Origin of the sequence: Pseudoalteromonas sp. Z9A5 (assembly GCF_011378875.1) — a bacterium.
Lineage (GTDB): Bacteria > Pseudomonadota > Gammaproteobacteria > Enterobacterales > Alteromonadaceae > Pseudoalteromonas.
The window spans coordinates 1-13,865 of the sequence record NZ_WTLC01000068.1 but is presented as its reverse complement, the minus strand read 5'-3'; the positions used below and the strand labels follow the sequence as shown (position 1 = coordinate 13,865).

Here is a 13,865-nt window from a genome sequence, read left to right as displayed (position 1 = left end):
ACCAGGCTTCAAATTGTAGAAAGCCCGAATCTAACGATTCGGGCTTTTTTACGTCTGCAGAAAAGTGAAGTGTGTGCGAATAATGCACAACTCGCGCCATACACACTATTAATATCCCTTATTTCATTCGATTACAGCTCATGACCCACTTTAAAGAAGCCCACTTATCTCACCAGTCTCTGCGATAGCGCGATAATAAGCAGCTTGAGAGAGTGATAATGCAGTATTTATACTGTGGCTCTCCACCGCTTTGGGCATTAAAACATTCTACTGCGTATGCGTAGCGCACCGACTTCACATTGTAGAAAGCCCCAATCTAAAGGTTTGGGATTTTTACGTCTGCAGAAAAGTGAAATATAGGGGAGTAATGAACATTACGCACTCGAGGTCTCTTCAATTCACCTAAGTATACAAGTCGAACTGAATAGCTCATTACTTCAGTACTAAAGTTTATAACCAAATATAAAGGCTATTCAAAATAGTCCGTAAGCTTGAGTTTCTTCACTTTCAGATTCTTCTAGTTGTGTTGGTTTAAATATTACGCTTGGATCAATTAATACACTGTGCTTTTGTGAAAGCTTGATTAATCCTCGCATCATATTTTTAGTTTGTGGGTCTAGATCAAAACCAACCTCAGTGAGCTTATCTAGTGGTTTAATGTCTTCTTTTTTATAGTCGATATTATCTTCGACTTTATCTACCAATAACCCTACATGTGGGTTTAAGCCGTCTTTAGTGGTAAAAACAATAATAGGTTTATAGTCTAATGTTATTTGCTCTTTAGCTGATTCAAATAAACGCTCGAGCTGAATTAGACTATTACGCTTAATTTTGTCGAGCAGGGCTGACACTTGTTTATGATCATTTTGATTATGGGCTGCTATGGCTTCTTTGACCGTTTCTAGCAATGATTGAAAAGGCTCGTCAATCCGAGACATTGTTAATTTTAAGTCTTCATTATCGGTGCTGAACTCTTTGTAAAACAGAACAAAATCTTGTAGTTCTCCGTCATTGCTTGAAATAGAAGCCGAGCTATTTAGCAAGTTACTTTGAAGGGTGTTGAACCAGTTTAATAGTTTTTCTTGCCATGTTCTTAGTTGTTTTAATGCGTGCGTATTACTTTGTTCGGTTGAGATACTATTTAAAATAATACCTAAATCAAAAACAGGCGTTGGTATATCCATATAATCTTTAACACCAATAAAGCTTTTATTATTGTTTGGTAAAGTTGTTAGATTATTGTCAAAGCGCTCTGTTAATAAAATATCGAGTATTTTAAGTGAAATTGTTTTACAGCCCACTTTAAAGTTTATTAATTCCATGCCTTTATCTTAATTTACCTATTAATACTTTAAGGATAGAACAAATTAAGTAAATAGCTTAAAGATAGGTAAGATTTAATATAGGTAGAGTAATTAGAAGTTATTAGATGCCATTAGTGAGATTTTTTACGACATGTTTAAATTGATTCTCAAGCTGTTTTTTTCCTAATAAACCTAAGTGTTGAATCACTTTTTCATTACTTTCATGTTGAAGCACTAACTTTATTAAAAGTTGTTTGTCAGACTCTTTTAATTGAGATATACAAGAAGGAGACTGGTTTATTATCTGCCAAAGAGTCGCAGAGATACTAAATTGAGTGAAGTTACTGTTTACGAGCAGGGTTAATCGTTCGCGAGTCTCGGGGCTTATTAACCCATCGCTAAATCCTTCAATTAGAATACTTACAAGTTGCCAATCTAGTGTTTTAAAGTGTGTTAAAAGCCCATAAAAAAAATCGTTTTTAAACTGCTTTTTTAGAGGTTGAATAATTGCACTTTTGTTGCTTAAGCATTTAACCACAAGCGCTGAATGTTCAGCTGTGCTTTTATCGCGTTGATAACCTAGCTTTACGGTATCAAATCCTTGGTTTTGCCAAAAATTAAGTAACTGTGCTGTTGCGCCAAAGCTTGCACCTAACCAACTACATTGGCTTTTTACTTGCGACTCGCAATAGCTAAGTAGCTTTTTACCAAAGCCTATATTGTGAGAACTCGGATCAATCGCTATTCGTACAACGCGAGCGCTCAACTGTCTTAAGTAGCTATTATTAAAGCTAAGTTGTGAGAGGGTTTGAGCCATTAAGTGACCCTGTGGGCGGCGCTCTCCGCTTATAACCTGTAGAGCAAGTTCTTCACTTAAACCACCTTCTATGGTGATTAAACATACGCCAATTAATTGGTTATTAATTTTACTAATAAATAGTCGTTGCGATGGTGCGTCTAGTAGTTGACGTAAATCGTTTACACTACTTTGATAATGAGCCAATGCAAGCAGGGCAATAACTTGTTGCAGTAAAGGTTCATTGTTTACAAGGAATTGCTGAGTTATTTCACTATGTACTGGCTGCTCTAATTGAGCACTACTTAACTCTTTATATTGTGCATCAAGTGCAAGCAAGCTGCGAATATGTTGTTCAAGAGGATCATGTTTAGCAAAGCGCAGTGGCTCATCAAGTGTAATAACTTTAGATGCTTTGTAATGCGCTTTAATATAGTTGCTAAAGCGAATGGTATAACCTCTGCCATTGCCCTCGTAACCAACCAGTGTGCTTGCAAATACAATACGAGGATAATGAGCTAGCATTTTTAATAATAGTGGGACGGGGATTGCAGCAGCTTCATCTACTAATAATAAATCGCAACTTGGTAACGTGCTTAATAACGCGTCAGGTGCAACATGGTGTAAGTTGGCGAGTTGTTTCTTTTCTGGGTTGTATTGTAGACCTAACTCTTTAGCTAAATGTTTAAAGCTGCTATGGGCCGCTTTAAACTGGGTACTGCAAATAATTACTTTTTTATCAGTCAGTTTTGCTGTTGCGAGGCCAAGTGCTGCCGACTTACCTCTGCCTCTATCTGCATTAATAAGTAATGGTCTATTAGCACGACCATTAGCCACTTTTATTATTTGATCAACACAGCTTTGCTGAGGCTCATAATCAATTTTATTATAAGTAACAGAAGTTACGGCATTATTAATACAGCCATCTTTTTCACTAAAATGAAAAGCAGGTAATTGTTTAATAACAGTTGCGAAACGTTGATTAAATAAACTGTAGTTAATGGTATGACCGTGTGATTGCACTGTACTTAATGAAGGGTCTTGCCAAGTAGGTAAGTCATCTAATTCAGGCAGTAATAAAAACAGCATACCACCGGCTTTAACAGCGCCGCCAAGTGCCGCAAGTTTATCTGGGTGCAAACCACTAAAGCCATCATAAACGGCGTGAGCAAATTCTTGCCCTAAAATTTGATGAGTGCGGGTAGGCCAGTATGAATTTTTAAGCGCACTCTGCTTAGATACCACAAGTGTATTGTCATCATCTATTAATGAATAGAGTAATTCATAGCACCAAGCTGAGCTGCCAGTAATCAGGATTAGCTGACGATGATACGCGTCAGCTAGTTGTTGCCCCAATTCATTTAGATGTGCTTTATATCGCTTGTAATCGTGCATAGGCCGTTACTAACCATTTAGTGCCAAGGTCATCAAAGTTAACTTGTACGCGAGATTGCGCGCCACTGCCTTCGTAATTAAGTACGGTACCAATGCCAAACTTAGCATGCAGAACCCGTTGACCTAAATTAAAACCACTGTCTTCAAATGCGGCATGGCTAACTGATGCGCTAAAACGCCCGGCGGCAGGCGGACGAGAAACCTGTGTTTTAATACGGATTTCTTCAACGCAGTCTTCTGGAATTTCGCGTAAAAAGCGTGATGGACTATGGTATTTTTCTTGCCCGTATAAGCGGCGACTCTCAGCATGGCTAATGTATAACTTATCCATTGCTCGTGTCATGCCTACATAACAAAGGCGGCGTTCTTCTTCTAAGCGACCCGACTCTTCGTTACTTTGCTGAGAAGGGAACATGCCTTCTTCTACGCCCACCATAAACACTAGCGGAAATTCTAAGCCTTTTGCTGAGTGAAGTGTCATCATTTGAACTGCGTCTTCGTGTTCTTCTGCCTGCCCTTCACCTGACTCAAGTGATGTATGTGCTAAAAAGCCTTGTAAAGGCGAGCTGTATTCTTCGTCTTCAGGAAGCTCATACTGGTCACATGCGCTAATTAGTTCTTCTAAGTTTTCTACGCGAGCACGGCCTTTTTCACCTTTTTCAGCTTGGTACATTGCCATCAAGCCTGAGGTTTGGATTGTGTACTTGGCTTGCTCATGCAAAGTTAGATCGCTAATTTTATCTTCAATTTGTTCAACTAGTTCTACAAACTTACTTACTGCGCCAGAAGCACGACCAGATAAATGCTGTTGTTCTACAATTGCTTTTGCGGCATACCAAAGCGGTAACGATTCTGCTCGTGCACAGTCGCGTATATGGCTCAATGTTTTATCACCAATACCGCGTGTTGGCGTATTAATTACACGCTCAAATGCGGCATCGTCTTGACGATTACCCACCAGACGTAAATACGAAAGCGCATCCTTAATTTCTTGTCGTTCGAAGAATCGCATACCACCATAAATACGGTATTTTAAGCCTTCTTGTAGCATGGCTTCCTCGAGTACACGAGATTGCGCGTTACTACGGTATAAAATTGCTGCATCTTGCAGGGCATTCCCTGCATTTAACCAGCTTCGTAGTTTGCTACTTACAAAGCGTGCTTCGTCTAACTCATTAAATGCTGCATAAATCGAGATTGGCTCGCCATCGTTACCGTCGGTCCATAAGCTTTTACCCATACGCTCTGAGTTATTTTGAATTAATGCATTAGATGCTTTCAAAATAGTCGCGGTTGAACGGTAGTTTTGTTCAAGGCGAATGGTTTCTGCGCTGAAGTCAGTTAAAAAACGTTTAATGTTTTCGATTTTAGCACCACGCCAACCATAAATGCTTTGGTCATCGTCGCCTACAATCATAATGCTGTTAGTATCGCCAGCAAGTAACTTTAACCAAGCATATTGAATGGTATTTGTATCTTGGAACTCGTCTACGAGCATATGTGCAAAGCGTTGCTGATAATGACGCAGTAACGTAGGGTTATTTTTTAACACTTCGTAGCTGCGTAGCAATATCTCGGCAAAATCAACTAAGCCGGCTCTATCACAGGCCTCTTGATAGGCGGCGTAAACACGCAGCATCATTTGCTCGTTAATATCGTATGCTTGAATATCTTTAGGGCGAAGTGCTTCATCTTTTTTGGCGCTTATGTACCAGCCAAATTGTTTAGCAGGCCATTTTTTATCATCAATATTCATCGACTTTAATAAGCGCTTGATCATCCGAAGCTGATCGTCAGAGTCTAAAATTTGAAAGGCTTCAGGTAAGTTAGCTTCACGGTGATGAGCACGTAAAATACGATGCGATAAACCATGGAAAGTACCAATCCACATACCACCTACAGGCGCTTTTAGTGTTTCTTCAACGCGGCCACGCATTTCTTTAGCGGCTTTATTAGTAAAGGTAACTGCAAAAATACTGTAAGCGGAGGCTTGCTCAACTTGCATAAGCCACGCAATACGATGAACTAACACTCGTGTTTTACCAGACCCAGCACCTGCTAATACCAGCATGTTTTGTAGTGGGGCTGCAACGGCATCGCGTTGTTTGTCATTTAAGCCATCGAGTAATTGTGAAACGTCCATCGTTACGCCTTTTTAATCAATATTGTGGGCAGTATAACAGGTGTTTTTGTTAGGCTAAATAAAATACTGTTTTTATAAACAGCTATTTATAAAATAGTGTTCAAAACGAGTAACTTGCTAATTAATTAAGCGAATAAAAAAGTGTAAACGGATAACAATAATTGCTAATTTGACCTAATTTTAGCAAAATTTACCAACTCTCTAAATCTAGACTAATTTAACTATTTGATTTGTAAGCTTTAATAAATTGGCATAGAGTGTGTAGGTAAATAATTATAAAATTAAATAAATACAGAGGTTAGTATGGCGGATCAAGGTTCTGGCGGTAACGTAATCGCAGCATTATGTAATATATTTTTTCCTGGTTTAGGGCAGTTAGTGCAAGGGCGTATTTTAGCGGCTATATTTTTTGCACTCGCTATTATAATAAGTTACGCACTAATTTATGTGCTTGTAGGTTTTGTACTTGTGCCTATTATTTACTTATGGGCTATTATTGACGCAGCGCGTTATAGATCGCGAAGTTAACGGCTTTAAAATTGAGTGAAATAGCGCCCATGTGGCGCTATTTTGCTTTATATATCCTGTGGTTTACGGGCGTTTACGTATATAATTACGCAATTAAAGATTTACAGGCAAACCCTATGGAATACCAATTTATTCGCGATCCTATTAGCGGGCTACGTATTAAAATAAGCAGCGAACACGCCATTATTGGTCGCTGGCTAAACGAAGAAATAGGCAAAGATAAAGTAGCTATGGTGCAAGCGCTTATTGCATCGGTAAGTTCAAGCTATGAGCCGCTAACGCTAAAAGGCCAAGAAATAAATTTAATATTAACGAAAGACGAAGCATTATTTGAAGCCCATGCGCTTCATCAAGATAGCGAAGACCTAATAGCGTATCAAGATGACGATTTAGCGCTTGAAGAAAATGGTTTAAGCAGTGGTTGTGGCTTTGAAGATTTTATTGATTTAATTGATTCTTGGCATGAGTTTACGACGTCACGATAAACATAATTAGCACACTAATGAAAATATACAGCAATGCACAATTAGCATTTTATCTGTATTATTACACCAACGAAAATTACGCCAACCAAAACGACAGGAACTGATATGTCTGCCAATTTAAACAAGCTAGTAGTGATGCTAGAAATGCAAAACGCCATGAATACTAAAGTACATGAGCAATGGTTTACTCAAGGGTTTGAATGGTACCGCGCTATTTGGGTTGAGTGTGCTGAAATGTTGGATCATCATGGTTGGAAATGGTGGAAAAAACAAACACCAGATACTGAACAAGTTATTTTAGAGTTGGTTGATATTTTTCATTTTGGTCTATCGCTTAGAATTGACGGCGAAACTAGCTACGAAGACTTAGCAAAGCAACTTGAAACTGAGCTTAGCAATGCTCAACAAGCTGATGACTTTAAACAAACACTAGAGATATTAGCGGCGACTGCTGTTGCTGATAAAACGTTTAATGCAGGTGCCTTTGCTGGTTGTATGGCGCAAATGGATATGAATATTGACGATTTATATCGCGGTTACGTAGGTAAAAATACGTTAAATTTTTTCCGCCAAGATCACGGTTATAAAGACGGTAGCTACATCAAAGAATGGAATGGGCAAGAAGATAACGAGCATTTAGTTGAGGTAGTTAAAAGCCTCGATACAGAACATGCAGACTTTGCAAAATTAGTATATCAAGGTCTAGAAGCGCGTTACCCAAAAAGTTAATTCGGGTCATTTGAGTTATATTAACTTGCGGTAGTCGGTAACGCTTAGGTAATCGGCTATTTCGTTATGTGGTTGTTGGCTATCGGGGTTAGCAACTGCAAGTAAATGTTCAATGCCGTATTCTCGTGCGGCATTTAAAACGGGGATACTGTCGTCAATAAACAGTGTACGGTTTTTATTAAAACCTAAGTCGTCTTGCACTTTATGCCACAAACTTTGCTGCTCTTTACTTATCCCATATTCATGAGTAGAGACTACGCCATCTAAATAATTATCTATCGCAGTTTCTTCAAATTTGAGCATGACACTTTCAGGATGGGCGTTAGTAAGCAAAATTAACTCTTTACCTGCTTTTTTAAGCTCTGTTAAAAAGTGAGGTACGTCTTCTCGCATTTTAATTAAATGCTTTGATTCGCGCTTAAGTTCCATAATAGGCAAGCTTAATTGTTGTTCCCAGTAATCTAAGCAATACCACTGTATTTGACCGCTTACGGCTTGATAGCGTTTTAAAATATCTGCTTTGGCTGCGTCTAAGCTAATGCCTCTTGCTAATGCATGTTGTTGTGGAATTACGTTAAGCCAAAAATGACTGTCGTAATGTAAATCGAGTAATGTTCCGTCCATATCAAGCAAAACGGTATCGATTTTTGACCAATTTAACATAGGAATTTCAACTTATAAGGTTTATTATTGAACTAACTGCCATGATAGCAAATTAACGCCAATGACACAGAAAAAGCACCCAACACCACCACAAATTCTTAGTAATAATGTTGTCGCTAAAAGTCGACTATTTACTGTGGAATCTTTAGAACTTAAATTCTCTAATAACGAAGAGCGCCAATATGAGCGAATTCGCGGCGGTGGTCGAGGCGCAGTGATGATTGTGCCTCTAACTGCCGATAACGAATTACTACTCGTACGTGAATATTGTGCAGGCACTAACGACTATCAATTAGGGTTTCCAAAAGGATTAATAGATCCTGGTGAAACACCAGAGCAAGCAGCTAACAGAGAGCTTAAGGAAGAGGTGGGTTTTGGTGCTGAATACTTTAAACCACTAAGAACCGTTACCATGGCACCTAGTTACTTTAATGCCACCATGCATATATTGTTTGCTAAGCAACTCTATCCAAAAACATTACCAGGAGATGAGCCAGAGACACTGGTTGTTGTTAAGTGGCCATTAATCGACTTGCAGTCATTATTAGACCAAGAAGATTTTACTGAAGCTCGCAGTGTTGCCGCTTTGCTATTATTAGATAAATACTTAGCGTCTGGAGCTGCCGATGAATAAATTAATTGAACCTTGTATTGAATTAGCTGAACTTGCTGGTAATGCAATCATGGCCATTTATAAAAAAGGCGATATTGGTCAGCAAGAGAAATCAGATAACACGCCGGTTACCAAAGCTGATTTAGCTGCAAACGACGTACTGGTTGCTGGATTGAAAGCACTTGCGCCTGACATTCCAATTATGTCGGAAGAAACACCTATACCAGCACTTGCTGATAGACAAAATTGGCAGCGTTATTGGTTACTCGATCCGATGGATGGCACTGGTGAGTTTATTTTAGAAAGTGGCGACTTTGCAGTAAATATTGCATTGATTGAAAATAACCACCCAGTGCTTGGTGTTATTCATTGGCCAGCAAAAGGAATTACTTATTTTGCGACAGCAAAAAATGGTGCTTTCAAACGCGAAAATGCAAATGATAAGCAAATATCTGTAGCAACACCAAACACCCTTACGCTTGCTGTGAGTCGTCGTCAAAAAATTGAAGCTGTAAGCCAATATTTAAACGCTCAATTTACAACCATTGCAGTGGGTTCTTGTTCATTAAAGGCTTGTGCTGTTGCAGAGGGTAAAGCCGATTGTTTTTTAAGAATCGGTCCAACAGGTGAGTGGGATACTGGCGCATCACAAATTATTGTTGAGGAAGCTGGCGGCTGCATTACAGATGCTGAATTTAATCCGCTAACCTATAATCAGCGTGAAAGCACTGAAAACCCTGACTTTATTGTTATGGGGCACCCTGATTGGGAATGGCAAAAAATGATTACGCCACATCAAAGGTTGAGTGCAGAATAGTGGTTTGATTGCTTTTTGCGCACTTGAACAACTTTAAGTGCTTTAAGCCTTGCATTATATGTTTATTCCTATATAGTAGCGCTCTCTTCAAGGCAGGCTCGTAAATAAAACGAAGTTGCTTTAAAGAAATTACAGGCGCGGGATGGAGCAGTCTGGTAGCTCGTCGGGCTCATAACCCGAAGGTCGTCGGTTCAAATCCGGCTCCCGCAACCAATTTTCTAATGTTGGTTACTGTAATAACTCTAGCTTAAGAGATTAAATAAAGTAGTCGATAGACTTAAAATATACAGGCGCGGGATGGAGCAGTCTGGTAGCTCGTCGGGCTCATAACCCGAAGGTCGTCGGTTCAAATCCGGCTCCCGCAACCAATTCTTTAATTGGAAGCCAAGTTGTAATGTAGGCAACTTTAAACAAGCATACAAATTTCAGGCGCGGGATGGAGCAGTCTGGTAGCTCGTCGGGCTCATAACCCGAAGGTCGTCGGTTCAAATCCGGCTCCCGCAACCACTGAAATTAAATACTTAAATATCTAAAAATTAAAAACAAAATAGCACTCTTTATCGAGTGATTTTTTGCGTCTGCAGTTTAATAAATTCTTATGAATTTAAACTCACCGTTACTGCGCAAAATACTTTACACAAGTAAGCGAAGGTCGTCGGTTCGCTTTTTACAAACTCAAGCTCCCACAACCACTGAAATTAAATATTTAAAGTTAAAACAAAATAACACTCTTCATTGAGTGATTTTTTGCGTCTGGAATTTGGTAAATTCTTATGAATTTAAACTCACCGTTACTGCGCAAAATACTTTGCACAAGTAAGCGAAGGTCGTCGGTTCGCTTTTTACAAACTCAAGCTCCCGCAACCACTGAAATTAAATGTTTAAAGTTAAAACAAAATAGCACTCTTTATCGAGTGATTTTTTGCGTCTGCAGTTTAATAAATTCTTATGAATTTAAACTCACCGTTACTGCGCAAAATACTTTGCACAAGTAAGCGAAGGTCGTCGGTTCGCTTTTTACAAACTCAAGCTCCCACAACCACTGAAATTAAATATTTAAAGTTAAAACAAAATAACACCCTTCATTGAGTGATTTTTTGCGTCTGGAATTTGGTAAAATACCTTATATTCTGCTTTATTTAATGACTTCCCTCTAATACCTATGACGTTTTACAAATAACTTATTTTTTAAAAAGAGTGTTTTATGTTAAAACGGTTAAAATATTTTAAGTAATAATACACATGACAGAACTTTATCACTGGTTTGATTTAATAGGTATTGCGGTATTTGCTGTATCGGGCACTTTGTTAGCGTACGAGAAAAAAATGGATGGTTTTGGTGTCGTCGTTTTAGCGACGGTAACTGCCATTGGTGGTGGTACAGTACGCGATCTTATTTTAGATGTTCCTGTTTTTTGGTTGCACGACCAAAGTTACTTTTTTGCAATACTTGCTTCTGTATTTGTCACCGTACGTCTTATAAATAAGCAAAAACCAATACCTCATTATATTTTACAAACAGCCGATGCATTTGGTTTGGCTTTTTTTGCCGTAATGGGGGCACAAAAAGCGCAACTTGCTGGTATGCCAGATATGACAGCTGTAATTATGGCTGTAATTACAGGCTGCTTTGGTGGATTAATTCGAGACGTACTTGCCCGCGAAATTCCTATGCTATTAAAAGGCGAGCTTTACGCTATTACCTGCATTGCTGGTGGTACTGTTTACACGCTAAGTATAGGCTTTTCGTTAGTCACTGAAATGGCAATGGTATTAGGCATGCTAATGACCCTGTTGCTTCGTTTAGCTGCGATAAAATGGCAGATCACATTACACATTTTTAAATATCCTGACTAGACTGGTGTAATCACACCATTTACTAGGATAAGGAATGTCGTTAGCTCGTATATTTTCTCGTGCTCAGGTGGGAATAAACGCCCCCGAAGTTATTGTAGAAGTTCACCTAGGAAATGGTTTACCTGCTTTTCATATTGTAGGCCTCCCTGAAGCGTCCGTTAAAGAATCAAAAGACAGAGTGCGTAGCGCACTTGAAAACTCTCAATTTGGCTTCCCTGATCAGCGAATAACAGTAAATTTAGCCCCTGCTGATTTACCAAAAGATGGTGGACGTTTTGATCTTGCTATTGCGGTAGGTATTTTAGTCGCTTCAGGACAAATTGTGTGCCCTGACATTCATAAGTATGAATTTTACGGAGAACTTGCTCTTAATGGTGAGGTGCGTGGTGTAAATGCTATTTTACCTTCGGTACTTGCTGCTAAAGAGCAAGATCGCTGCTGCTTTTTACCTCTTGCAAACGATAGCCTAGCAAGCTTAGTTAATGGCGTTAAACGCAAAGCCGTCAGCTCTATTCAAGAAGTGTGGGGTGATTTACTCAATCAACAACCCTTGCCTTTAAATGTCGAATATCCTGATTGTACCCAAGCCCCTGACTTTTTACTCGATTTAAGCGATGTTAAAGGTCAGCCCGGTGCAAAGCGAGTATTAGAAATAGCCGCAGCTGGCGGACATAATTTATTATTTTTAGGTCCACCTGGAACGGGAAAATCAATGCTTGCCCAGCGCATGGCAACCATAATGCCGACCATGTCGGATGATGAGGCTATTTCGACAGCGGCGCTTTACTCTATTATTGGCCAATCCATAGATTTAACTAATTGGCGACAACGACCATTTCGTAATCCACACCATACATGTTCAGCAGTTGCTTTGGTTGGTGGCTCTTCTAATCCCAAGCCCGGTGAGATCTCGTTGGCACATAATGGTGTGCTTTTCTTGGACGAATTACCCGAGTTTGAGCGTAAGGTACTGGATTCGCTGCGTGAACCAATGGAGACCGGCACTGTGACCATTTCGCGTGCTGCAAGGCAAATGGAGTTTCCAGCGCAGTTTCAACTTATAACTGCATTAAACCCAAGTCCTACAGGGAGCCATACTGATAAGCGGGCAACTCCCGATCAAGTTATGCGCTATCTGTCGCGAGTATCAGGACCTTTTATTGACCGTATTGATTTGCAAATAGAACTACCTCGCTTAACAAGTGTTGAACTACAAAGTACTCAGCCTGAGGAAAGTAGTGCTGAGGTTAGAGCAAGAGTTGAAGCGGCTTATTACCTACAGCTAAAACGCCAAGGTAAGGTTAATGCGAGGCTTAATAATAAAGAAATGAGTGTGCATTGTGTTCTTGCGTCTGCAGAATTACAGTTTTTAGCCAGAGCGAGTGAGAAATTATCTTTATCGCCACGCTCTTACCATAGAGTAATTAAGGTGGCGCGTACTATTAGTGATTTAAAAGGGGCTGAAAATATTAGTTTAAATGAACTCAAGGAGGCACTTAATTACCGTGCATTTGAGCGCCTTATTGCGCAATTAACTAAGTATTAAATAGAGAGCATATACCCTTTACCGCGAACGGTAACAATGCGTTTTTGATCTTTCTCATCGTTTAATTTTTTACGTAAACGACCAATAAGTACATCAACAGTGCGATCGTTAGGGCTCCAATCTGGCTGACCGATTTCTTCTGATATTTTTTCGCGGGATGTGGCTTTGCCTGCATTACTAATCAGACAAATAAGCACTTTATGCTCAGCTTCAGTTAAGCGTGATTCAACACCTGAAGCGGTAATTAATGTGCGGTTATCGGGGTGAAGCTTAAAGTCTGCGTATTCTATAAACTCTTCGCTTTCATCATCGTCTTGAGTAACCGCTACACGCTTATAAAGTGCGCGCATGCGTAGTTCTAGTTCAAGTAAGTCGACGGGTTTACAAATGTAGTCATCAGCACCTTGTGCAAGGCCTGCAATACGATCAGCTTGGGAGTCACGACTCGATAATACAATAACGCCAATATCAGTAAGTGTGTTTAATTCTTTTGCAAGCTGAAGTCCATCGCGCTTTGGCAAAACAATGTCAATTATGGCTAGTGATATAACACCGTGTAGGTTTACTCGCTGCCTTACAATGCTAAGAGCATCAGCGCCAGTTGGGTCTACCTCAATGGTAAATTCTGTATCTGAGAAGTGATTTTGGATGCGTTTAACGAGTAGTTCATCGTCTTCAACCAATAAAACATTAATAGCCATAGTACTTTATTTTGAATGCTTATAGTTCTATATGGTAGCACCATTAGGTAAATGCTGAGAAGAGTGTTTGTGAGTTTTAAGTTACTTAATATTTCAAAGGCATACAAGATGTTATAACAGGAGAGGTTAGCACCTTTAAACTAATTAAAAGGTGCTAATTAAGATATTAATAGTAATCCGCTATTTTAAATAACAACTAGGGGCTGTTGATCTTTGTAGTATATATATTAATCAGCCCACATTGGTAGCCACATCATAGTAAATGCTAAAGCGAGCATGGAATGATAA

At 39.4% G+C, this 13,865-nt stretch carries 12 protein-coding genes and 3 tRNA genes; 10 read left to right on the top strand and 5 right to left on the bottom strand.

From position 1 onward, the window contains the following. Positions 1-473: 473 nt before the first annotated feature. The 3 genes from GQR56_RS20490 to uvrD all read right to left on the bottom strand — a co-directional run bounded on the left by GQR56_RS20490 (position 474) and on the right by uvrD (position 5,638). Positions 474-1,322 carry a chemotaxis protein gene (locus GQR56_RS20490; protein WP_166115097.1) on the bottom strand — a complete coding sequence of 283 codons (849 nt, stop codon included), beginning with the start codon at positions 1,320-1,322 and terminating at the stop codon, positions 474-476. A 103-nt stretch (positions 1,323-1,425) separates the two neighbouring features. After that, entirely contained in the window at positions 1,426-3,495 is a 2,070-nt protein-coding gene (locus GQR56_RS20485; protein WP_166115094.1) for a GNAT family N-acetyltransferase, read from the bottom strand. After that, the gene (gene uvrD / locus GQR56_RS20480) at positions 3,473-5,638 is read right to left on the bottom strand and encodes a DNA helicase II (protein WP_166115091.1); all 2,166 of its coding nucleotides are present in this window, start codon (positions 5,636-5,638) and stop codon (positions 3,473-3,475) included. Before uvrD ends, GQR56_RS20485 begins: the two co-directional genes overlap by 23 nt. Positions 5,639-5,941: 303 nt before the next feature. On the opposite strand from uvrD, the gene GQR56_RS20475 reads away from it, so the two are divergent. The 3 genes from GQR56_RS20475 (at position 5,942) to GQR56_RS20465 (ending at position 7,380) form a co-directional block, all read left to right on the top strand. Next, entirely contained in the window at positions 5,942-6,166 is a 225-nt protein-coding gene (locus GQR56_RS20475) for a hypothetical protein (RefSeq protein WP_166115088.1), read from the top strand. Positions 6,167-6,282: 116 nt separating this feature from the next. Beyond that, entirely contained in the window at positions 6,283-6,651 is a 369-nt protein-coding gene (locus GQR56_RS20470; RefSeq protein ID WP_166115085.1) for a YacL family protein, read from the top strand. A gap of 105 nt (positions 6,652-6,756) precedes the next feature. Further along, positions 6,757-7,380, top strand: a complete 624-nt coding sequence (locus tag GQR56_RS20465) for a dUTP diphosphatase (RefSeq protein ID WP_166115082.1) — start codon at positions 6,757-6,759, stop codon at positions 7,378-7,380. Positions 7,381-7,395: 15 nt separating this feature from the next. Here the strand turns inward: GQR56_RS20465 and yrfG are convergent, their stop codons facing one another. Then, the gene (gene yrfG, locus GQR56_RS20460; protein ID WP_166115079.1) at positions 7,396-8,043 is read right to left on the bottom strand and encodes a GMP/IMP nucleotidase; all 648 of its coding nucleotides are present in this window, start codon (positions 8,041-8,043) and stop codon (positions 7,396-7,398) included. Positions 8,044-8,104: 61 nt separating this feature from the next. Here yrfG and nudE point away from each other — a divergent pair, with 61 nt between their 5' ends. The 7 genes from nudE (at position 8,105) to GQR56_RS20425 (ending at position 12,876) form a co-directional block, all read left to right on the top strand. Then, on the top strand, positions 8,105-8,677 hold the full coding sequence (gene nudE, locus GQR56_RS20455) for an ADP compounds hydrolase NudE (RefSeq protein ID WP_166115076.1): 573 nt from the start codon (positions 8,105-8,107) through the stop codon (positions 8,675-8,677). Next, on the top strand, positions 8,670-9,473 hold the full coding sequence (gene cysQ, locus GQR56_RS20450) for a 3'(2'),5'-bisphosphate nucleotidase CysQ (RefSeq protein ID WP_024611307.1): 804 nt from the start codon (positions 8,670-8,672) through the stop codon (positions 9,471-9,473). The genes nudE and cysQ overlap by 8 nt, the downstream gene beginning before the upstream one ends. Before the next feature lie 136 nt (positions 9,474-9,609). Next, positions 9,610-9,686: transfer RNA gene (locus GQR56_RS20445), tRNA-Met, on the top strand. Between the two features lie 78 nt (positions 9,687-9,764). After that, positions 9,765-9,841 (top strand) — tRNA-Met (locus tag GQR56_RS20440). Between the two features lie 62 nt (positions 9,842-9,903). Next, positions 9,904-9,980, top strand: a tRNA-Met gene (locus GQR56_RS20435). Positions 9,981-10,715: 735 nt separating this feature from the next. Further along, the gene (locus tag GQR56_RS20430; protein ID WP_166115073.1) at positions 10,716-11,330 is read left to right on the top strand and encodes a trimeric intracellular cation channel family protein; all 615 of its coding nucleotides are present in this window, start codon (positions 10,716-10,718) and stop codon (positions 11,328-11,330) included. Positions 11,331-11,364: 34 nt separating this feature from the next. Then, entirely contained in the window at positions 11,365-12,876 is a 1,512-nt protein-coding gene (locus GQR56_RS20425; protein WP_166115070.1) for a YifB family Mg chelatase-like AAA ATPase, read from the top strand. Here GQR56_RS20425 and GQR56_RS20420 read toward each other — a convergent pair. Then, on the bottom strand, positions 12,873-13,577 hold the full coding sequence (locus GQR56_RS20420; protein ID WP_024611310.1) for a response regulator transcription factor: 705 nt from the start codon (positions 13,575-13,577) through the stop codon (positions 12,873-12,875). The two genes, GQR56_RS20425 and GQR56_RS20420, sit on opposite strands and share 4 nt — an antisense overlap. Positions 13,578-13,865 lie beyond the last annotated feature (288 nt).